This is a genomic window from Brevundimonas sp., assembly GCF_965278935.1.
In the GTDB taxonomy this organism is placed as follows: domain Bacteria; phylum Pseudomonadota; class Alphaproteobacteria; order Caulobacterales; family Caulobacteraceae; genus Brevundimonas.
On record NZ_OZ257124.1, the window covers coordinates 3061005 to 3082246 of the forward strand.

General features: G+C 68.1%; 21 protein-coding genes. 14 read left to right on the forward strand and 7 right to left on the reverse strand.

Features of this window, described 5'->3' with window-relative positions; all coding sequences use genetic code 11:
- Nucleotides 1–43 precede the first annotated feature (43 nt).
- From ACQY68_RS15225 to ACQY68_RS15255, 7 genes are all read right to left on the reverse strand, one after another.
- Nucleotides 44–820 carry a peptidase gene (locus tag ACQY68_RS15225; RefSeq protein WP_428150485.1) on the reverse strand — a complete coding sequence of 259 codons (777 nt, stop codon included), beginning with the start codon at nucleotides 818–820 and terminating at the stop codon, nucleotides 44–46.
- 88 nt (nucleotides 821–908) lie between these two features.
- The gene (locus ACQY68_RS15230; protein ID WP_428150487.1) at nucleotides 909–1751 is read right to left on the reverse strand and encodes a transglutaminase family protein; all 843 of its coding nucleotides are present in this window, start codon (nucleotides 1749–1751) and stop codon (nucleotides 909–911) included.
- Nucleotides 1751–2689 (reverse strand): alpha-E domain-containing protein, encoded by a 939-nt coding sequence (locus ACQY68_RS15235; RefSeq protein WP_428150488.1) that lies wholly within the window; start codon nucleotides 2687–2689, stop codon nucleotides 1751–1753. The genes ACQY68_RS15230 and ACQY68_RS15235 overlap by 1 nt, the downstream gene beginning before the upstream one ends.
- 6 nt (nucleotides 2690–2695) lie before the next feature.
- Complete coding sequence (locus tag ACQY68_RS15240) at nucleotides 2696–4102, reverse strand: circularly permuted type 2 ATP-grasp protein (protein ID WP_428150489.1); 1407 nt, start codon at nucleotides 4100–4102, stop codon at nucleotides 2696–2698.
- Between the two features lie 114 nt (nucleotides 4103–4216).
- Complete coding sequence (locus ACQY68_RS15245) at nucleotides 4217–4717, reverse strand: hypothetical protein (protein ID WP_428150491.1); 501 nt, start codon at nucleotides 4715–4717, stop codon at nucleotides 4217–4219.
- 83 nt (nucleotides 4718–4800) lie between these two features.
- On the reverse strand, nucleotides 4801–5352 hold the full coding sequence (locus ACQY68_RS15250) for a group I truncated hemoglobin (RefSeq protein ID WP_428150493.1): 552 nt from the start codon (nucleotides 5350–5352) through the stop codon (nucleotides 4801–4803).
- A 2-nt stretch (nucleotides 5353–5354) separates the two neighbouring features.
- Complete coding sequence (locus ACQY68_RS15255; protein ID WP_428150494.1) at nucleotides 5355–6257, reverse strand: DUF3034 family protein; 903 nt, start codon at nucleotides 6255–6257, stop codon at nucleotides 5355–5357.
- Between the two features lie 202 nt (nucleotides 6258–6459).
- Here ACQY68_RS15255 and ACQY68_RS15260 point away from each other — a divergent pair, with 202 nt between their 5' ends.
- The 14 genes from ACQY68_RS15260 to glk all read left to right on the forward strand — a co-directional run bounded on the left by ACQY68_RS15260 (nucleotide 6460) and on the right by glk (nucleotide 21222).
- Entirely contained in the window at nucleotides 6460–7050 is a 591-nt protein-coding gene (locus tag ACQY68_RS15260; RefSeq protein WP_428150495.1) for a methylamine utilization protein, read from the forward strand.
- A complete protein-coding gene (locus ACQY68_RS15265) occupies nucleotides 7047–9362 on the forward strand; it encodes a putative bifunctional diguanylate cyclase/phosphodiesterase (RefSeq protein WP_428150497.1) in 2316 nt (771 codons plus the stop codon). The genes ACQY68_RS15260 and ACQY68_RS15265 overlap by 4 nt, the downstream gene beginning before the upstream one ends.
- A gap of 134 nt (nucleotides 9363–9496) precedes the next feature.
- Entirely contained in the window at nucleotides 9497–9817 is a 321-nt protein-coding gene (locus ACQY68_RS15270; RefSeq protein ID WP_428150499.1) for a YerC/YecD family TrpR-related protein, read from the forward strand.
- 7 nt (nucleotides 9818–9824) lie between these two features.
- A complete protein-coding gene (hisG, locus tag ACQY68_RS15275; RefSeq protein ID WP_428150501.1) occupies nucleotides 9825–10706 on the forward strand; it encodes an ATP phosphoribosyltransferase in 882 nt (293 codons plus the stop codon).
- Nucleotides 10706–12013 carry a histidinol dehydrogenase gene (gene hisD, locus ACQY68_RS15280; RefSeq protein ID WP_428150503.1) on the forward strand — a complete coding sequence of 436 codons (1308 nt, stop codon included), beginning with the start codon at nucleotides 10706–10708 and terminating at the stop codon, nucleotides 12011–12013. Before hisG ends, hisD begins: the two co-directional genes overlap by 1 nt.
- Nucleotides 12010–13437 carry an imidazoleglycerol-phosphate dehydratase HisB gene (gene hisB, locus ACQY68_RS15285; RefSeq protein ID WP_428150504.1) on the forward strand — a complete coding sequence of 476 codons (1428 nt, stop codon included), beginning with the start codon at nucleotides 12010–12012 and terminating at the stop codon, nucleotides 13435–13437. Before hisD ends, hisB begins: the two co-directional genes overlap by 4 nt.
- Nucleotides 13434–14033, forward strand: coding sequence for an imidazole glycerol phosphate synthase subunit HisH (gene hisH, locus ACQY68_RS15290; RefSeq protein WP_428150505.1), 600 nt, complete (start codon nucleotides 13434–13436; stop codon nucleotides 14031–14033). Before hisB ends, hisH begins: the two co-directional genes overlap by 4 nt.
- Complete coding sequence (hisA, locus tag ACQY68_RS15295; protein WP_428150506.1) at nucleotides 14030–14764, forward strand: 1-(5-phosphoribosyl)-5-[(5-phosphoribosylamino)methylideneamino]imidazole-4-carboxamide isomerase; 735 nt, start codon at nucleotides 14030–14032, stop codon at nucleotides 14762–14764. Before hisH ends, hisA begins: the two co-directional genes overlap by 4 nt.
- Nucleotides 14765–14795: 31 nt before the next feature.
- The gene (gene hisF / locus ACQY68_RS15300) at nucleotides 14796–15563 is read left to right on the forward strand and encodes an imidazole glycerol phosphate synthase subunit HisF (protein WP_428150507.1); all 768 of its coding nucleotides are present in this window, start codon (nucleotides 14796–14798) and stop codon (nucleotides 15561–15563) included.
- On the forward strand, nucleotides 15560–16186 hold the full coding sequence (gene hisIE, locus ACQY68_RS15305) for a bifunctional phosphoribosyl-AMP cyclohydrolase/phosphoribosyl-ATP diphosphatase HisIE (RefSeq protein ID WP_428150508.1): 627 nt from the start codon (nucleotides 15560–15562) through the stop codon (nucleotides 16184–16186). Before hisF ends, hisIE begins: the two co-directional genes overlap by 4 nt.
- 38 nt (nucleotides 16187–16224) lie before the next feature.
- Nucleotides 16225–17676, forward strand: a complete 1452-nt coding sequence (gene zwf / locus ACQY68_RS15310; protein ID WP_428150509.1) for a glucose-6-phosphate dehydrogenase — start codon at nucleotides 16225–16227, stop codon at nucleotides 17674–17676.
- Nucleotides 17673–18383, forward strand: a complete 711-nt coding sequence (gene pgl / locus ACQY68_RS15315) for a 6-phosphogluconolactonase (protein WP_428150510.1) — start codon at nucleotides 17673–17675, stop codon at nucleotides 18381–18383. The genes zwf and pgl overlap by 4 nt, the downstream gene beginning before the upstream one ends.
- Entirely contained in the window at nucleotides 18383–20257 is a 1875-nt protein-coding gene (gene edd / locus ACQY68_RS15320; protein WP_428150511.1) for a phosphogluconate dehydratase, read from the forward strand. Before pgl ends, edd begins: the two co-directional genes overlap by 1 nt.
- On the forward strand, nucleotides 20254–21222 hold the full coding sequence (gene glk / locus ACQY68_RS15325) for a glucokinase (RefSeq protein WP_428150512.1): 969 nt from the start codon (nucleotides 20254–20256) through the stop codon (nucleotides 21220–21222). The genes edd and glk overlap by 4 nt, the downstream gene beginning before the upstream one ends.
- Nucleotides 21223–21242 lie beyond the last annotated feature (20 nt).

The following is a 21242-nucleotide window of genomic DNA, read 5'->3' on the forward strand; positions in this document are numbered from 1 at the left end:
CGAATTGGTCGCAGTTTCATTCGCAGGATGTCGTAGAGGCGCTCTACCCCACCACCGAGATGCTGGGTCGGGCGGCCGGCGCCGGCTCCATCCACGGCGGATCCGGCATGGCGCGATGCGCCTGGGCGAGGGCTTCGGACCAACGACGGCCGAGGTCCTTGAAATAGGGATCGTCGGCCTCGATGCGACGCTGGTCGCCGTGCAGCAGGTCGCGCGGGATGACGATCATGTCGAACGGCGGGCCGACGGCGATGTTCGAACGGATGGTCGAATCGAAGCTGATCAGCCCCAGCTTGACCGCCTCGGACATCGGGGTGTCGGGGCGCAGGGCGCGGTCGAGGATGGGCTTGCCGTATTTGAGCTCGCCGATCTGGAGGTAGGGGGTGTCTGTCCCGCACTCGATGAAATTGCCCTGGGCGTAGATCAGATAGAGGCCCATCTTGCCGCCCTTGATCTGGCCGCCCAGCAGCATGGAGGCGGTGACCTTCAGCGCGTCGGCGGCGACGGTCGGCTGCAGATCCTGACGCACCTGGTTCAGGCAGTAGCCGACCAGCTGGGCCGCGCGGAACAGGGTCGGGCAGGTCTCCAGCGTTTCCGGCACGTCGTGGCCGGGCATGCGTACGCCCTCGGCCAGCATGGCCAGGGCCGTCTGGGTCACCGACAGGTTGCCAGCCGTGGCGATGGAGATGACGCGATCGCCGGTGATCTCGGTGACGTGCAGCTTCTTGTAGGAGGAAATGTTGTCCACACCGGCGTTCGTGCGGGTGTCGGCGATCATCGCCAGACCCTCATCCACCATCATGCCGACGCAGTAAGTCATATCGAAAGACCAGGCCCGGACCCGGACCCCCACCCGAATGGAACAGTCACGTTAACAGATTCGGGAATCAAGACGAGGTTAACGGCGTTCATGACCAGCCCTGCGACTGCTGTTGCTGCTGGGTCTGTTGCATCTGGCGCACACGCAGGGCGACCGTCATGGTCTCACGGCCGCCGCCGTAGCTGGTGCCGCGGATCGGCGAGGCGCCCAGCGCGTCGAGACCGCAGGCGACGCGGACATAGTGTTGCGTCGGGCTGATGCCGTTGGCCGCGTCGAAACCGACCCAGCCCAGATCCTCGACATATGCCTCGGCCCAGGCGTGGGCGGCGTCCTGGTTCTCGACCCCGTCCGAGCGGTGGAGGTGGCCGGAGATGTAGCGGGCCGGGATGCCCATGCGGCGGGCGGCCGAGATGAAGATCTGGGCGTGGTCCTGGCAGACGCCCTGACGCTGGGCCCAGGCGTCGGCGGCCGTGTGGTCGGCGGTGGTCGAGCCGACCATAAAGGCGACCTGCTCGTGGATCGCGGCCATCAGCCGATGCAGGCGGGCGAGCGTATCGCCCTCCTCCCCGATCTCGGCGGCAAGCTGGCGCAAGGCGCCGTCGGCGTGGGTAAGGTTGGTGTCGCGGAGGAAGGTCAGGGGCGACAGCCGTTCGGGCGCGCCGCGCAGGACCCCGCCGGTGTCGACGGTGGCGACCTCGCCCGTCACCCGCACCATCAGGCTCTCGGTCGGGCGCTCGGTATAGAGGGTGTGGACGATGTTGCCGAAGGCGTCTTCGGAGCGGCGCAGGTGGGCGTCGACGTCGGTCTCGATCCGCCAGTCGCGGACCTGCTGGCCCTCGGTCGAGCGCGGCGTCAGGCGCAGGACCTGAACGATGAACCGCGCGGCGCGGTCATAGGCGTAGCGGGTTTCGTGATCGATCCGGATGCGCATCAGACGAGGTACTGATCGTGAATGGCCGCGGCCAGGGCGTTGTTCTCGCTGAGGAACGACAGGATGTATTCGTGCAGGCCCGACTGGAAGATCTCTTCGATATTGGTCTCGTTGAACCGGGTCAGGCGGGCCGAGGCGATGCGCTGGGCGGGGCCGCGGCGGCCGTAGTCGGTGGCGAGGCGGTCGAGGTAGGAGACGATCATCCCCTGACAGCTGGCCAGCGAACGCGGCATCTGGCGGTTCAGGACCATCAGGTCGGCGACGAGCCAGGGGCGGACGCTCTCGCGATAGACCCAGCGGTAGGCGGTCAGGGCGGAGACCTCCCGCAGCAGGGTGGTCCACTGGAAATAGTCGAGCTGGCCGCCGACGCGTTCGCCGGCCGGGAGCAGCAGGTGATATTTGACGTCCAGCAGGCGGGCCGTGTTGTCGGCCCGCTCGATCGCCATGCCGAGGCGCAGGAACCAGTAGGCGTCGTTCCTGAGCATGGTCCGCGAGGACGCGCCCTCGACGGCGAGCGAGACGTTCTTCACCCACTCGAGATAGCGGACGAAGTCGTCGCGTTTGGTCGGTTCGCCGAACTCGTTGAGCCCGTTCCAGGCGCCGTTGATGGCTTCCCACAGTTCGATGGTCAGGGCGGTGCGGACCGAGCGCGCGTTGGTGCGCGCGGCGGTAATGCAGGCGCGGATCGAGGACGGATTGTCCGGCGCGAAGGCCAGGTATTCGCGGACCGATTTCTCCGACGGAGTGCGGGCGCTGGCGGCGAACTGGCGCGAGACGCCGGCCGAAGCGATGGCGCTGGCCCAGGCGGTGGCGGCGGCGCCGTCGCGGGCCGGGAGGGCGGCCAGACGTACGGCGGCCTCGAGGATGCGCGCGAGGAAGTCGGCGCGCTCCATGTAGCGGCCGGTCCAGTAGAGGGATTCTGCGGTGCGGCTCAGCATGGGCGATCAGTCATCCAGCACCCAGGTGTCTTTCGTGCCGCCGCCCTGGCTCGAGTTCACGACCAGAGAGCCCTGTTTCAGCGCCACGCGGGTCAGGCCGCCGGGCGCGACGCGGACGCCGGCGGGGCTGGACAGGACGAACGGGCGCAGATCGACGTGGCGGGGCGAGAGGCCGCCGCCGCTGTCCAGCGTCGGCGCCGTCGACAGGGCCAGGGTCGGCTGGGCGATGAAGTCGTCGGGGTCGGCGATCAGCTTCTTGCGGAAGTCCTCGATCTCGGCCTTCGTCGAGGCGGGGCCCACCAGCATGCCGTAGCCGCCGGAGCCGCCGACCTCCTTGACGACCAGCTCGGGGAGCTTGTCGAGCACCTCTTTCAGCGCGTCCGGCTCGCGGCAGCGCCAGGTCGGAACGTTGCCGAGGATCGGGTCACCGCCGGAGAAGAACCGGATGATCTCGGGCATGTAGGTGTAGACGGCCTTGTCATCGGCGACGCCCGTGCCGACCGCATTCGACAGGGTGACGTTGCCGGCCGTGTAGGCCGCCATCAGGCCCGGCACGCCGACGGTCGAGTCCGGACGGAAGGTCAACGGGTCAATCCAGTCGTCGTCGACGCGGCGATAGATCACGTCCACCCGCTTCGGACCCTCGGTCGTGCGCATGAAGACGATGTCGTCGTTGACGAACAGATCACCGCCCTCGACCAGCTCGACGCCCAGTTTGTCGGCCAGGAACGAGTGCTCATAGTACGCCGAGTTGAACGGACCGGGCGTCAGGACGACGATGTTGGGATCGCCGCCGGCATGTTCCGGGGCGCTGGCGCGCAGGGACGCCAGCAGCATGTCGGTATAGGTCTCGACCGGGCGGATGCGATGTTCGGCGAACAGGTCGGGGAACAGCCGCATCATCATCTCGCGGTTCTCCAGCATGTAGGAGACGCCCGAGGGGGTGCGGCAGTTGTCCTCCAGCACCACGAAGCCGTCCTCGCCCGTGCGGACCAGGTCGACGCCGCAGATGTGGGTCCAGATGTCGCCCGGGGGACGGCGGCCCTGCATCTCGGGCCGGTAATGAGGATTGGTGAAGATCAGCTCGGCCGGGACAATGCCGGCCTTGATGCACTCCTGCGGGCCGTAGATGTCCTTGAGGAAGGCGTTGATGGCGCTGACGCGCTGCTTCAGCCCCTTTTCCAGATCATCCCACTCGGTCTTGCCGATGATGCGGGGCACCACGTCGAAGGGAATCAGGCGTTCGTTGGACTCGACGTCGCCATAGACGGCGAAGGTCACGCCCATGCGGCGGAAGAACAGCTCCGCCTGACGCGACCGGGCCTGAAGCAGGTCGGCCGGCGCGCTTTCGAGCCACCGGGCAAGCGTCCGGTAGCTCTTTCGGACCTCTTTCGATCCGGCGTGGCCTGACATTTCGTCGAACGTGACGGTCGCTCCCGCACTTAAGGCGCCATTTGGCGAATGGTCAGCGTGGACCGGGCGACAACCGATGCGCAACAGTTTTGTTGCGGTGCGAGATAGGTTTTCTCAGCAGCCTTCGGGACGCGCGGGCAGTTCCGCGACCTGACGCAAGTCCGAGATCTGACCGTCTCCCATCGTGGTCAGGACGTTGACGATACGCAGGGCGCCGTCGGGCTGGCGGCAGATGGTGAAGGCGGTTTCGCCGGGCGAGCCCATCCAGGCGTACCGGGCCACGACCCGGCCGTTGCCGCCGTCGCCGTCCGTTTCAGCGATCGTCAGGCTGTCGTGCACGCCATCCTGGTTGGAAACGCGATAGTCGAAGGGGAAGCCGTCCGGGCCGGTCATGGCCGGCACGAACTCCTCGGTGAAGTATTTGCGGACCCCGGCGGGATCGGTCGGGATCGCGTCCTCGGCGTAGAGCGCCTGAACCAAGGCGACATTGGTCTGGAAGTCGCCGGCGGGAGCGGCGTCACCGCTGGCGGTCGCCGGCTCGACGGGGGCGGCGGCCGGCTGGCCGCAGGCGCAGAGCGCCAGGGCGGCGACGCAGGCGGAAAAGACGGTGCGCATGGAGGTCCCTCGTGTTGCGACCATCGTTAGGGCGCGACGCAAAGGTCCACAAGCGCAACGCTCCCCGGATCGGGACCGCCGGATCAGCGCGTGATGACGTCGCGGCGCATGGGGGCCAGTTTTGCCAGGAAGCGGTTCTGGGCCGGGAAGGCGACGCCCTCGTCGGACATGGCGATCTGGAGGTTCTCGACCAGGGCCCCCATGTCGGCGGGCTGGAGACCAAGATCGCGGTGGGCGGTTTCCATGTCGCGGCCGGTGTAGGTCGTCGGCCCGCCGAGGATGTAGCCGAACTGTTCCTTGAGCACGCGGCGCAGGCGGATCAGGTCGTGGGCGACGAACGCCCCGGAAATGCGGGGGTCGGCGACGCTGCGATCGATCATCGCATCGACGATGCGGGATACGCCCTCGGAGCCGTGGAAGGCCTCCCACATGGCCGTGCCCTCGAAGGGCGTGGCCCCGGCGTGAGCATTCAAACGTTCATAGGGTTCCACGGCTTCCTCGTCAGGATGCTCGGTCGACATGACGACAGGCGGGGCGACGAACTCGTCCTGTGCAGCGTCCTGGGCACTGGCCGGGGAGGCGAAGGCGGGGGCGGCCAGCAGACAGGCGGCGGACGCGAGAATAAGGATGCGCATGGTCAGAACCCGGCCTGGAGCGAGAGGTAGACGCCGCGCTGGTCCTCGAAGGTCGCGATGGACCCCAGATCGACCCAGGCGGCGGTGACGGACAGATGGCGGTTCAGGGCCCAGGCGGCATAGACGTCCACCCAGTCATCCTCTTTGGCGAAGCCGAGGTTGTCGGGCTTGGTCCGGTATTCGGCGCCGACGACCAGGTTACGGCTGAGGAGATAGCCGACCGAACCCTCGAACTGGGGCTCCATGTCGCTGTTGAGATCGCCGCCGAAGCCCAGAAGACCTGTCTGGTTCGCGTCGGTGAAACGGACCGTGCCGGAGAGGAGCAGGCTGTCGGCCAGGAACAGCTTGGTCGCGGCGATATAGTATTCCGTGCCCTCGTCATCGTGCCCGCCGACCGCGCGGATGATCGCGCCCTGGTCGTTGGACTTGTGCTGAAGACCGACGGCGACCTGGGGCAGCCAGGTGTCCTGATCATAGACGGCGTCGCCAACCAGCTTGATCTTCACGCCCACGATGTCCTGGGTGAAGGTGAAGCCCTGACCGATGCCGAGCGCGGCGCCCGTGTCGCCGGTATCGAATTCCTGACGCGCGACCGACAGTTCGACACGGTCCCATAGACCCACGGCAGCGCCCCAGGTGCGCAGTTCATAGTCGGGTACATTGACGTATGTGGCGTGGACATTGCCGCCGATGCCGTCCTCGGCGCCGTAACCGGTCGTGACGGCCCAGGTGGCGAGGCCGCCGCCGCCCGAGCCCTCGATGGTGGAGACGCCGCCGGTCAGCAGCAACTTGCCGCCCGTACGGCTTTCCGAGATCCAGTCGAAGGCCTGGGCCGAGGCCGCGGAAGACGCCCCCAGACACCCGATGACGGCGAGGGCGGCCATGATGCCGGGACGGAGTTTCACGAGAGAAGCCTTTCGCCAGGGAGCGCGATTTCTGCCGATCTAGAATGGCGTGGTTAAACCCGAGTAAAGCGAACGTCAGCAACCGTACTTATCGTCAGACTTGCCAGAACAATCGATCTCGACCCTGGGTTGTATTTTGGTTTACGTGGTTTTCACGTCGTCGCTCTACAGGCGTCATATGCGTGTTCTTCTTGCGATCATCTTGGCTTTCATTTCGGGACCCGCGCTCGCGGGCGATCTGACCGTAAGCGTGCGCGACAATGCCGGACGACCGGTGCGCGATGCGGTGGTGACGGTGACGCCGAACGCCGGGGTTCCGCGCGGCCCGATCCGCTTTTCGTGGCCGCTGCGGATCGTGCAGCAGGACATCCAGTTTCAGCCCTATGTGCTGATCGCGCCGGTCGGGCAGGCCGTGGCCTTCCCCAACCTGGATCGGGTGCGGCACCACATCTATTCCTTCTCCCGCGGCAACCGGTTCGAGATCGAACTGTTCGGCCGCGACCAGACCCGCACCCACGTCTTCGCCGCCGCCGGCGTCGCGGCCCTGGGGTGCAACATCCACGACCAGATGCTGGCCTATGTGCGGGTCGTCGACACCCCTTGGGCGGGCAAGACCAATGTGTCGGGCGATGTCGTGATCCCGGCGATCCCGGCGGGCGCGGCGCGACTGGTCGTCTGGCACCCGCAGTTGAACGTACGCGGCAACGAGCAGGCCTACACATTGACCATCGGCGCCGGTGCGGGTCGCCAGACGGCGACCGGCGACTTCTCGGCGCGGGCGGCCGTGCGATGATCGTCGCCCGCTTCACCAATCTGAGGACCCGGTTGACGGTCCTCTACATGGGGATGTTCGGCATCGCCCTGATGCTCGTCGCCGTGGCGGTGTTCACCGCGATCACCGGCAGCGCGCGCACCCTGGTGCGGGACGAACTGGGCGCGACCGGCGCCGTCTACGGCCAGATCTGGGCCTCGCAGTCGGCGCAGCTGCGCCAGGGCGCGGCCGTCCTCGCCACGGACTACGGGTTCCGCGAGGCCATCGCGACCAATGACGAGCCGACCGTACGATCCGCGCTCGACAATCTCCGCGCCCGCCAGAAGGTAGACGGCGCCCTGATCCTGGGGATCGATGGGTATGTCACCTCGGCCGGCGTCGATCTGGACGAGGCGACGACCGACACCCTGTGGCAGGGGCTGAACGGCGGAGACATCGACGCCGGCGTCCTGAGCATCAACGGCCAGCCCTATCAGGCCGTGTCCGCGCCGGTGATGGCGCCGGTGCTGATCGGCTGGGTCGTCTTCGTCGAGCGGCTGGACCAGTCGCAGATGCGCAATCTGGAAGGACTGTCGGCCATTCCGCTGTCGGCATCGGTGTTGACCTCGTCGGCCGACGGCTGGCGCGACATGGCCGGTCCGACGAGCGCGCTCGGCGGGGCCATCGAGCGGGTCCTTGCCGCCGGAGACGACAGGCCCGAGACCACACGAACGCTCCAGGGCGAGGCGATGGTCCTGGCCCGCGCCCTGCCCAGCTTCGACACCGCCGCCCCGGCCGTCCTGACCCTGAGCTATCCGATGGCGCGGGCGATGAAGCCGTTCGAGGCGATGTTCTGGGCGCTCGGCGCCATCGCACTGATCGGTCTGGCCATCCTGATGGTCGGAACCTGGATGCTGTCGCGCGGTCTGACGCGGCCGATCACCGAACTCGACGAGGCGGTGCACCGTCTGCAGAACGGCGAGCACGCCGAGGTGGAGGTCACCTCCTCCGACGAGATCGGGCGGCTGGCCGCCAGCTTCAACGCCATGGCCGGAGACATCCGCGACCGCGAACTGCGTCTGACCCACATGGCGCTGCACGACCAGGAGACGGGCCTGCCCAACCGGCTGTGGCTCGAGCGCGAGGCGAGCCGGTCGAGCGAGGGCTACGTCGTCGTGTTCGGCGTCGACCGGTTCGAGATCGTTCGCAACGCCATCGGCTATGACTCGATGGCCCAGCTGGTCGGCGCCCTGGGGTCGCGCCTGTCGGCGGCGGCAGGCGGGGCACGTGTCGCACGGGTCGCAGCCGGCGCCGTGGGCGTCATCCTTGAGGCCGGAAGCGACGCCGAGGCCATCGAACAGGCGACGATCCTCTGCGCCGTCGCGGATGTGCCGGTGAAACTGATCGGCGCCACCGTGGATGCGACCCTGAGCGCCGGCATCGGCCGTGCGCGTGGCGACAACGGCGGAGTGGACTCCATCGTGGATCGCGCCGGCATCGGTCTGGACCAAGCGCGCGCCCGTCACCGCAAGGCGTCCCTCTTCGACGCCACCGCCTACGGCGATCCGGTCGGCAACCTGAGTCTGATCGGCGAGCTGATGGGGGCGCTTGAGACCGCGCAGGTGTGGATGGCCTATCAGCCGAAATACGACCTGCGCGCCGACGCCATCACAGGGGTCGAGGCCCTGATGCGCTGGAACCATCCGCGCCGCGGTTTCGTCTCGCCGGACCTGTTCATCACCATGGCCGAGGAGACAGGCCAGATCCGCGCCCTGACCGAATGGGCGGTGCGTCAGTCGATCACCGACCAGAAGGTACTGGCCGAGGCCGGCCACGTGGTGACGATGTCGGTCAATATTTCGGGTCGCCTGCTGTCGGACGAAAGCTTCGCCGAGTTCGCCCTGCAGGCCGTCGCGGCCTCGGGCGCCGACCTGTGTTTCGAGATCACCGAGACGGCGGTCATCGACAATCCCGAGATCGCGCTCGACATCATCGAGCGGTTCTCCGCGGCGGGCGTGGCGGTGTCGATCGACGACTACGGCTCCGGCCTGTCGTCGCTCGCCTATCTGAAACGGATCAAGGCGGACGAGCTGAAGATCGACAAGGCCTTCGTGCTGTCGCTGGACGAAAGCTCGCGCGACGCCCTGCTGGTCAAGTCGACCATCGACCTTGCTCACTCGCTGGGGCTGAAGGTCACGGCCGAAGGGGTCGAGACCCCGACGGCGCTGGCCCTGCTGCGCGGCATGGGTTGCGACAACGCCCAGGGCTATCTGATCGCCAGGCCGATGGCGCTGGCTGGACTGATCGAACGGCTGGAGAAGCCGGCGGTCGTCGCGGAGAGCGTAGCGGCGTAGATTGTGGCTGGTGATCGGTGACTGGGAGACCCGGCCCGTCACAGCAATCAGTGAAGCCACCAACGACTCGTCACCAGACACGCGCCCAAGGCGCCCTTGACCGTTCCACTGTTACAGCATAGTGGAACGACATCATGTCCGCTTCCCTCTCCAAAAAGGCTATCGACAAGGCCGCCGACGACCGGCTGGCGCTTTACGACGCCCTGCTGTCGTTGAAGACGCCGGCGGAGCTGGACGCCTTTCTGTCGGACCTCTGCACCCCCGCCGAACTGCGCGCCTTCTCCGAGCGCTGGGCCGTGGCGCGTCTGCTGGACGAGGGGCTGAAGACCTATCGCGAGATCGGCGTGGAGGCGGGCGCCAGCCCCACCACCGTCGTCCGCGTCGCGCGCTTCCTGCGCGAGATGGACCATCAAGGCTATCGCCTCGTCCTCGATCGCCTGAACAAGAAAGCCTGACCTTACCATGAGTACCGTACAGGGGCGACTTCGCATCGCCGTGCAGAAATCCGGCCGTCTGGCCGACCGCAGCCTCGACCTCGTGCGCGACGCCGGGCTGCGCGTCGTCAAGGGCGCCAACGACCTGCTCTACAGGGTCGAGAACTATCCGATCGACCTGCTGCGGGTGCGCGACGACGACATTCCGACCTTCGTGGCCGACGGGGTCTGCGACCTCGGCATCGTGGGCGAGAACGTTCTGGAAGAAGGCAAGAACGGCGGGGCCAATGCGTCCGTGATCATGCCGCTCGGGTTCGGCAAATGCACTCTGAAGCTGGCCTGCCCGCCGACGCTCGACTACGCCGGACCGGCCTCGCTTGAAGGCCAGAGGATCGCAACCTCCTATCCGAAGATCCTCAAACGGTTTCTGGATGAACGCGGCGTCAAGGCCGATACCGTGGTCATGCGCGGCGCGGTCGAGGTAGCCCCCCGGCTGAAACTGGCGGTGGCGATCTGTGATCTGGTGTCCACCGGCGCGACGCTGGAAGCCAATGGTCTCGTCGCCAAGGAGACGGTGTTCGAAAGCCAGGCCGTGCTGATCCAGTCCCCGGTCGCGCCCGAGCCGGGCTTGCAGCACCTGCTGGATTCGGTGATCGAGCGGATGGCGGGCGTGGTGTCCTCGCAGGGCGCCAAATACGTGATGCTCAACGCCCCGCGCTCGGCGCTGGACGAGATCACGGCGATCCTGCCGGGCGCCGGCGCACCGACAGTCATGCCGCTGATGGGCCGCGACGATGCGGTGGCGGTCCACGCCGTTTGTCAGGAAGCCGTCTTCTGGGAGACGCTGGAGAAGCTGAAGCGCGCGGGGGCCTCGGCCATCCTGGTGCTTCCGATCGAGAAGATGATGTGATGCGGCGCATCGATTGGTCATCGCTGGATGCGGCGGGGCGGCGCGAGGCGCTGGCCCGGCCGAAGCGACGTTCTGAAGCGAGCGTCGGCGACGTCGTGCGCGCCATCTTCGACGACGTGGAAGTGCGCGGCGGCGGAGCGGTGACGGAGTGGGCGATCAAGCTCGACAGCGCCCCGCCCCGGCGGATCGCCATCACCGACGCGGCGGTCTCGGCTGCGCGCGACGCCCTGCCCCCGGCCGATACCCGCGCGCTTCGTGTGGCGGCGGAGAACGTCCGCGTCTTCCATCAGGCGACGGTTCCGGAAGACTCGAAGCTGATCGAGACGACGCCCGGCGTAACCTCGCGGATTGTCTGGCGACCCATCGGCGCGGCCGGACTGTATGTGCCCGGCGGGACGGCGCCCCTGTTCTCGTCCCTGTTGATGTTGGCCATTCCGGCGGGCGTGGCGGGTGTGGAAACGCGAGTCGCCGTGACGCCGCCCTCGAAGGACGGATCGGCGCATCCGGCCATGATCCTGGCGGCGGCCGAAGCCGGGCTCGACGCCCTGTGGCTGCTGGGCGGGGCGCAGGCGATTGCGGCGATGACGTTCGGCGTCACGCTGGACGACGGCGACATCCCGGCCTGCGACAAGCTTTTCGGACCGGGAAACGCCTATGTTGCCGAGGCCAAGCGGTACGCGTCTTCCCTGCCCGGCGGACCGTCGGCGGACATGCCGGCGGGGCCGTCGGAACTGCTGGTCATCGCCGACCGGGACTGCGATCCCGAACTGGTGGCGGCGGATCTGCTGAGCCAGGCTGAGCACGACGCCGACGCCCAGGTGGTGCTGGTCGCCGACCGGGACGCGATGATCGAAGCGGTGCTTGAAGCCGTCGAGGAGCAGGTCTCCACCCTGCCCCGCGAGGCTATCGCACGGGCGTCGCTGGCCGAGGCGCGGGCGATCAAGGTCGCGGATCTGGCCGAGGCCGTCGCGGTGTCGAACCTCTATGGCCCCGAACACCTCGCCCTCCACGTCGAGGACGCCGAAAAACTGGTGCCCTCGATCCGGGCGGCGGGGGCTGTCTTCGTCGGGCGGTGGGCGGCCGAGACACTGGGCGACTATGCGGCCGGGCCGAGCCATGTCCTGCCGACCGACGGCGGGGCGCGAACGCTGGGCGGGATCACCACCTCCAGCTTCATGACCTCGATGTCGGTACAGACGGTGACCGAGGCCGGCGCCGAACGGCTGGGGCCGATCGCGGCGCGGCTGGCGCGGCTGGAAGGGCTGGAGGCTCACGCGCGGGCGGCGGATCTGAGGAGCGTGCCGTGACCCTGCCCGCCCCCTATGCTCCCCTCGTCGCCGGCGGCGACGGGCTGGAGAAATATCCCGGCGAGGCGTCGGCCCTGCAGGCGCGGATGGCCCAGGTCTATGGCGTCGCGGCCGATCAGGTGCTGGCCGTGCGCGGCCTGACCCACGGGCTGGAGCTGGTCTGGCGGCTGGCGGCGCGCGACGGCCGGTCGGTCGAGGCGCCGGACGCCGAGCCATATGCCGGACTGAGCCGCATCTATCGCGCCAGCGACGGCGAGCGGGCCGCGGTGGTGATCCGCGCTCTGGGATCGCCGGAAGCCGTGGCCGAAATGGCCGAACGGGTGGCCCCGGCCCTGCTGGTCGTCGACGAGGGTCTGGTCGAATTCGCGGACGCGCCGTCGGCGGTGACCCTGATCGGGGACCACCCCAACCTCGTCGTCCTGCGTAGCCTGTCGCTGGCCTATGGGCTGGCCGGGGCGCGGGTCGGGGCGGCGCTGGGTCAGGCGCAGACCCTGACGACGCTGGCCGAGGTGGTCGAGCCCTATGCTCTGCCCGAGCCTCTGGTGCGGCTGGCGATGCAGGCGCTGGATCCCTCGCGGATGATCGAGACGTCGGAGCGGATCGCATCGGTGCGACGCGAACGCGAGCGGCTGGTGCGCGAGATCGGCCGGGTCATGGTGGTCGAGAGCGGCGTCGGGCCGATCCTGATGGCGCGACCGTCGGATATCGGGGCGACGCTGGGCGAACTGGCGAAGTACGGCGTGGCGGCGGACCGGTCTGGGGAGCGGCTGCGATTGCCGGTGTCGATCAAGGCCGAGGTTAACGACCGGCTGCTGACCGCCCTGGGTCTGGCCCCGGTGAAGTCGCGGCCGCACCGGGTTGGACAGGCCGTACGCGACACCAAGGAGACGCGTATCGTCTGCGCCGTCGATCTGGACGCGACCGGGCCGATCAGGATCGAGACCGGCGTCGGCTTCTTCGACCACATGCTGGAGCAGGTCGCGGCGCACGGCGGGTTTTCGCTGCGTCTGCAATGCGAGGGCGACCTGCACACCGATCCGCACCACACGATCGAGGACAGCGCCATCGCCCTCGGTCAGGCCCTGAAACAGGCGCTGGGCGAGCGGCGCGGCATCGCCCGGTACGGCTTCGTCCTGGCCATGGACGAGGCCCAGGCCAATGTCGCCATCGACCTGTCGGGGCGACCCTATCCGCTGTTCGAGGGGACGTTCGCGACACCCTTCATCGGCGAGTACCGCACCGACCTGACGGCGCATGTGTTCCGCTCGCTGGCCGAGGCCATGGGGGCGGCGGTGCATATCTCGGTAACCGGCGACGACGACCACCACAAGACCGAGGCCGTCTACAAGGGCTTCGGCCGCGCATTGCGTCAGGCGATCCGGATCGAGGGCGACGCCGTGCCGAGCACCAAGGGCGTGCTGTGACCGTCGCCATCGTCCACCTCGGCGCGGGCAATACGGCCTCGGTCCAGTTCGCGCTGGAGCGTCTGGGCGCCGATGTCGTCGTGACCTCGGACGCCGCCGTGATCGCGGACGCCGGGCGGGTCGTTCTGCCGGGCGTGGGGGCGGCCGGCTATGCCATGGAGCGTATGGGCGCGCTGGGCCTGACCGACGTGATCAAGCGGTTCGAGCGGCCATTGCTGGGGCTGTGTCTGGGCCAGCAGTTGCTGTTCGCCGAAAGCGAGGAGAACGGCGGGGCGACGATGCTCGGGTTCATCCCGGGACGTGTCACCCGGATGCCGGTCCGCGACGACCTGCCGGTGCCGCACATGGGGTGGTCGCAGTTGAACACCCTTGGGGACGACCCGCTGCTGGAGGGGGTGAACGACGGCGACTATGCCTATTTCGTGCACAGCTACGTCTGCCCCGACACCGACGCGACGATCGCCTGTGCGGACTATGGAGCGGCGGTGCCGGCGATGGTCAGGGCAGGCAATCGCTGGGGCTGTCAGTTCCATCCCGAGCGTTCGGCGAAGGCCGGTGCGCGCATCTTGAAGAACTTCCTGGAGATCGCCGCATGATCGTCTACCCCGCCATCGATCTGCGGAACGGCGTGTGCGTGCGGCTGATGCACGGACGGTTCGATCAGGTGACCGAATACGATCAGGTCCCGGCGGCGCGGCTGGCGGCCTTCGCGGCCGAAGGCGCGACCTGGATCCATGTCGTCGATCTGGACGGCGCCGAGGCCGGCAAGGCGATGCAGCACAAGCTGATCGGAGAAATGGCCGGCAGTCTGGCCGTCAACATCCAGTCGGGCGGCGGGGTGCGAACCCTGATGGACGTGCGCAACCTGTTGAACGCGGGGGTCAGCCGGGTCGTGGTGGGGTCGCAGGCTGTGACGGAACCGGCCGTCGTGTCCGCATGGCTGGCCAAGTTCGGCTACGACCGGTTGACGCTGGCGTTCGACGTGCGGGTCGGTGAGGACGGCGTGCCCGTGCCGTCCCTGAAGGGCTGGACAGAGGCGGCGGGCATCGATCTGTGGGCGGCGCTGGACCGCTATCCGGTCGGGACGCTGGAGAATGTGCTGATCACCGACGTGGGTCGCGACGGCGCCTTGACGGGGCCGAACCTGGAACTGCTGGCGGAAGTCATGCGGCGCCGACCGGACCTGAAGGTGCAGGCCTCGGGCGGCGTGTCGTCGCTGGACGACCTGAAGGCGGCCAGGGCCATCGGCTGCGACGGGGCCATCGTGGGTCGGGCGATCTACGAGGGCCGGTTCACGGCGCGACAGGCCATCGAGGCGGTCGCTTGACCGCCCCCTCCTTTCTCAAGCGAGCCGTCCAATGACGGCTCGACGCATCATCCCCTGCTTGGACGTCAAGGACGGCCGGGTCGTGAAGGGCGTGCGGTTCGAAGGCCATGTCGATATGGGCGACGCGTCGGAACTGGCGGCCCGCTATCGCGACGAGGGCGCCGATGAACTGGTCTTCTACGACATCACCGCGTCTCCCGAGGGACGGACGCTCGACTATGGCTGGGTGCGGGATATCGCGCGGCTGCTGGACATTCCGTTCTGCGTCGCGGGCGGGATCCGCTCGGTGGATCAGGCGGCGGCCTGTCTCGACAACGGGGCGGACAAGGTCTCGATCAACTCTCCGGCGCTGGAACGGCCGGAGCTGATCTCCGAGATGGCCGAACGGCTGGGATCGCAATGCGTGGTCGTCGGCGTCGACAGCCGACGCGAGGACGGCGACTACGTCGTTCACAAATACACCGGCGATCCGGATTCGCGCCGGCTGGCGGGTCGGCGGACGATGGACTGGATCGTCGAGGCGCAGGCGCGCGGCGCCGGCGAGATCGTGCTGAACTGCATCGACCAGGACGGGGTGCGCAAAGGCTATGACACGGCGCAACTGGCCGACGCGCGGTCACGGCTGACGATCCCGCTGGTGGCCTCGGGCGGGGCCGGGGCGAAATCGCATTTCCTCGACGTGTTCGACCGGGCGAATGTGTCCGGCGCCTTGGCGGCCAGCGTGTTCCACTCGGGCCAGATCGCGGTGCCGGACCTGAAGGCCTTTCTGGCGGCGTCGGGCGTCGAGGTAAGACAATGAGCATCAATCCGGACACCCTCGATTTCGCCAAGGGCGGCGGCCTGATCCCGGCCGTGGTGCAGGACGCCGACACTCTGCAGGTGCTGACGCTGGCCTATATGGACCGGGCGGCGCTGGAAGAGACGATCGACAGCGGCGAGGCGACCTTCTTCTCGCGCTCGCGCGGCGGGCGGTGGCGCAAGGGCGAGACCTCGGGCAACCGGCTGACGGTCGTGGCGATCACGCCCGACTGCGACGGGGATGCCCTCGTGCTGGCGGTGAGGCCGATGGGACCGGCCTGTCATCTGGGGACGACCAGCTGTTTCGGCAGCGACGACGCGCCGGGTCTGGGCCGGATCGCGCGGCTGGAGCGGACCATCGCCGAGCGGGCGTCTGCCGATCCGGAATCGAGCTGGACCGCGAAGCTGCTGGCGCAGGGACCAAAGCGGGCGGCGCAGAAAGTCGGCGAAGAGGGCGTGGAGACCGCGCTCGCTGGCGCCGCCGGGCCGGACGAAGAAGTCGCATCAGAAGCCGCGGACCTGATCTATCACTTGCTCGTTCTGTTACGGGCGCGTCACTTGTCGTTTCAGGCGGTGCTGGACGTGTTGGCCTCGCGCGAGCGACCGGCCAAACAGCCACAATAGACGACGGGGCCTCGTCCCCGACAGGGAGACAGGCAGGCATGACGGCTCTGGTGCTGTTCGGCGGCGGCGGCGATCTGGCGATGCGGATGCTGCTGCCCTCGCTCTATTTCCTCGAGCACGACGGCCTGCTGCCCGACGGGCTCAAGATCATCGGCGCAGCGCGTTCCGAAGAGACCCGCGAAGAGTATGTCGCCAAGGTTCGGGCCTCGGTCGAGAGCAAGGCGGATGGCTTCTGGTCCGAAGAGGCCTGGTCGAAGCTGGAGGCCCGGCTGGATTATCTGGCGGTCGACGCCACCTCGGCCGAAAGTCTGAAGCCCCTGCGCGACAAGGTCGGCGACGGGGCGGTGACGTCCTTCCTCGCCGTCTCGCCCTCTCTCTATGCGAAGATCGTCACGGCCATGCGGGCCGCCGGGCTGGCGGAAGCCGAGGACCGGGTCGTGCTGGAAAAGCCGGTCGGGCGCGATCTGGAGAGCTTCCGCGCCATCGACGACGCGGTGGCCGATGCCTTCTCGGAACAGCAGGTGTTCCGCATCGACCACTACCTGGGCAAGGAGACGGTCCAGAACCTGATCGCCCTGCGGTTCGGCAACGTCATCTTCGAACCGCTGTGGAATAACCTGTCGATCGACCACGTGCAGATCACGGTCGGCGAGACCGTCGGGGTCGGCGACCGCTGGCCGTACTACGACGAGTACGGCGCCCTGCGGGACATGCTGCAGAACCACATGCTGCAGCTGTTGTGCCTGGTGGCGATGGAGCCGCCGAGCGACCTGGACCCCGACTCGGTGCGAAACGAGAAGGTCAAGGTTCTGCGCTCGCTGCGTCACGTCACGGACGAGGACGCCGAACGGGTCACGGTGCGGGGGCAGTATGTCTCGGGCACCGTCGAGGGCGAGCGGGTCAAGGGCTATGACGAGGAGCGCGGGGCCGATAGCGACACCGAGACCTTCGTCGCCATCCGCGCCGACATCGACAACTGGCGCTGGGCGGGCGTGCCCTTCTTCATGCGGACCGGAAAGCGGTTGCCGGAGAAGCGGACGGAGATCGTCATCCAGTTCAAGCCGGTGCCCCACTCGATCTTCGGCCAGGACGCGCGCGACGAGGACAGCGCCAACCGGATGATCATCGAGCTGCAGCCCGAGGAAGACATCTCCCTGACTGTGATGAACAAGAAGCCAGGGCTGGATCAGCGGATGCAGCTTCAGCCGATCAAGATGAGCCTGTCCTGGGGCGTCGGCGGCAAGGGCGATGCGCCGCCACGGCGACGGATCGCCTATGAGCGGCTGCTGCTGGATGCGCTGAACGGGGACTCGACCCTGTTCGTGCGTCGCGACGAGGCGGAGAAGGCCTGGGAGTGGGTCGATGGGGTCTCGCAGGCCTGGGTCGACGGCAAGGTGAAACCCCTGCCCTATCGCGCCGGGACCTGGGGGCCGGATGCGGCCGACATGCTGGTGGCGCGCACCGGCCGGGACTGGAACACGCAGGAATGACCGTCGAACTCGAAACCTTCCCCACCCTCGAGACCTGGGCGCAGTCGATCGCCGGGAGGATCGAGGAGACGTTGGGCTCCGCGGTGATTACGAACGGCAAGGCGCTGTTCGCAGGACCGGGCGGGTCGACGCCTTCGCCCGTCTATGCGCGGCTGGCGCAGGCCGACATCGGCTGGGACAAGGTCGCGGTCACCTTGGTAGACGAGCGCTATGTGCCCGAGAGCGATCCGGACTCGAACGCGCGGCTGATCAAGGACGTGCTGTTGCAGGGACCGGCGGCCAAGGCGCGGTTCATTCCGCTGTATACGTCGGAGGTCACGGTGGACCGGGCTGCAGCGGTGGCGGCGCATGCGCTGGCCGAGGCCGGCGGGCGGTTCGACGCGGTGCTGCTGGGCATGGGCGAGGACGGGCATATCTGCTCGATGTTCCCGGGCAGTCCGACGCTGAAGACCCTGTTGTCGCCGACGCTGAAGCCGGCGGTGCTGGGCGTGCCGCACGGGCGTGACGGCGCCCCGCCGAGCCTGGAGCGGATTTCGATCAACCTGCCCTGGCTGATGTCGGCGGGTCGGGTAATTCTGGGCCTGAAGGGTGCGGCCAAGCGTTCGGTGTTCGAGCGGGAGGCGCAGGGCGATCCGGCCGTGCAACCGATCGCGGCGATGATCGCCGCCAAGGTTCCGCTCGAAGTCGTCTGGACGGAGGCGAACTGATGGCCCTGCATCCCGTGGTCGCGGAGGTTACGGCCCGCATTATCGAACGCTCGAAAGAGACGCGGGCCGACTATGTCCGCCGTATGGACGCGGCGCGGGACGCGGGCATCGGTCGGGCCAAGCTGAGTTGCGCCAATTGGGCTCACGCCTTCGCGGGCCAGACTATCGCCGACAAGCTCAAGGTCATGGACGGCAAGACGCCCAACGTCGGCATCGTCACCGCCTACAACGACATGCTGTCGGCCCATCAGCCGTTCGAACGCTTCCCCGAAGTGATCCGCGCCGCGACGCGCGAGGTCGGAGCGACGGCCCAGGTCGCCGGCGGCACGCCCGCCATGTGCGACGGGGTCACGCAAGGCCGGCCGGGTATGGAGCTCAGCCTGTTCAGCCGCGACGTGATCGCCATGTCGGTCGGGGTCGCCCTGACCCACGACGCCTTCGACGCGGCCATGATGCTGGGCGTCTGCGACAAGATCGTCCCGGGGCTGTTCATGGGGGCGCTGGCGTTCGGCCATCTTCCGGTGGTGTTCGCGCCGGCCGGGCCGATGCCGTCGGGCATTCCCAACGCCGAAAAGGCGCGGGTGCGGGCCGAGTATGCGCAAGGGAAGGTCAATCGTCAGACCCTGCTGGAGAGCGAGATCGGCTCCTACCATTCGCCAGGCACCTGCACCTTCTACGGCACGGCCAACTCCAACCAGATGATGATGGAGCTGGGCGGGCTGCACATGCCGTCCACCGCCTTCGTCCATCCGGAGACGGGGTTGCGCGACGCCCTGACGGCGGCGGCGGCGAAACGGGCGGTGGAGCTGGCCGTCAGCGGCGACTGCCGCATGGCCGACGTCGTGGACGAGAAGTCGATCGTGAACATGATCGTGGCCCTTCTGGCCACCGGCGGATCGACCAACCATGCCATCCACCTGGTCGCCATGGCGCGGGCGGCGGGGGTGCTGATCGACTGGACCGACATGGACCAGCTGTCGGCCGTGACGCCGCTGCTGGCGCGGGTCTATCCGAATGGATCGGCCGATGTGAACGCCTTCCAGGCAGCGGGGGGCGTGGCCTTCATCGCGCGCGAACTGGCGCAGGCGGGACATATCCACTCGGACGTCACGACCATCATGGGCCGGGGGATCGCGCACTATTTCAGGGAGCCGACCCTCGTGGACGGCGAGCTGGTGTGGAAGGACGGCGTCGTCGAAAGCCTGGATCGCGATATCCTGCGCCCCGCGTCGGACCCGTTCGACACCGAGGGCGGCCTGCGTCTGGTCCAGGGCAATCTCGGCCGGGCGGTGATCAAGATCTCGGCGGTCAAGCCCCAGCACCGCGCCGTCGAAGGTCCCGCGCGGGTGTTCGATGCGCAGGAGGACGTCCTGGCGGCCTTCCAGGCGGGCCAGCTGGATGCCGGCGGCGTCATCGTCCTGCGCTTCCAGGGTCCCAAGGCCAACGGCATGCCGGAACTGCATTCCCTGTCGCCCCTGATGAGCGTGCTTCAGGATCGCGGCGTGCCGGTCGCCCTGGTCACCGACGGCCGCATGTCGGGCGCCTCGGGCAAGACTCCAGCGGCGATCCATGTGACGCCGGAAGCGCTGGACGGCGGCCCGCTGGCCTATGTGCTCGACGGCGACATCGTACGGCTGGACGCCGAAGCGGGTGTTCTGACCATCGACGCCGACCTGACCACGCGCGAGCGGGCGCGGCCGAACTCGGTGCAGAGCTGGGGTTACGGTCGAGAATTGTTCGGGGCCTTCCGGTCCGTGGTGTCCTCGGCCGAACGCGGCGCCTCCGTCTGCTTCGTGGCCGAGCCGTCGCAGCAGCAACCCGAAATCCGCGACGTGGCGGACCCCAATGTGCAGAACCGGGCGGTGGACGCATGACTGAACACACCCTTCTGGTCGGTGACGTCGGCGGCACCAACGCCCGCTTTGCCATCGCCCGCATGGTCGGTGGTCAGATCGCGCTGGACCACCACGAGAGCTTCCCGGCGGAACAGTATCCGACCTTCCTCAAGGGGGTCGCGGCCTTCGTCGACGGCTGCGAAGTCAAGCCGACCGGCGGCGTCATCGCTGTGGCCGGGCCGGTGACGGAGGGCGCCATCGACCTGACCAACAGTCCGTGGGCGGTGTCGGAGACGGAACTTCAGACGCTTGGCCTGAACCCCGTGCGGCTGATCAACGATTTCGAGGCCCTGGCCTGGGGCGCGCCCGTGGTGCCGTCGGCCGATCTGGCACATCTCGGCGGGCCCGAGGCGGGTGATCCGCATTCGGCCATCGCGGTGCTGGGCCCGGGCACCGGCTTCGGGGTGTCGGCCCTCGCACGTGACAGTCACGGAACCGAGGTGGCCATGCCGAGCGAGGGCGGCCACGCCTGTTTCGCGCCCGGGGACCCGATCGAAGACGAGATCCTGCGCATCCTGCGTCAGCGGTATGACCGGGTGTCGATCGAGCGGCTCATCTGCGGCCCCGGCCTTCTGAACATGCACCGCGCCTTGGCACAGATCGACGGGCGCGAGAGCCATATCGACGACCCCGCCCAGATCACCGAGGAGGCCTTGGCCGATCCGCGCAGCGCGTGCGGCGCAACGCTCGCCCGGTTCTGCGCCATACTGGGCGCCGTGGCGGGAGACGTGGCCCTGACCATGGGGTCACGCGGCGGGGTCTATATCGCCGGGGGCATCGCGCCCCGTATCCTGCCCTTCCTGAAGGCGAGTCCCTTCCGCGAGCGGTTCGAGAGGAAGGGACGGTTCCAGGAGTACATGGCCGACATCCCGACCTGGGTGATCACCCACAAACACGCCGCCCTGCTGGGCGCGGCGCGGGTGGCATTCGCTGAAGTCGGATAACGACGTTCGGATTATTAGTC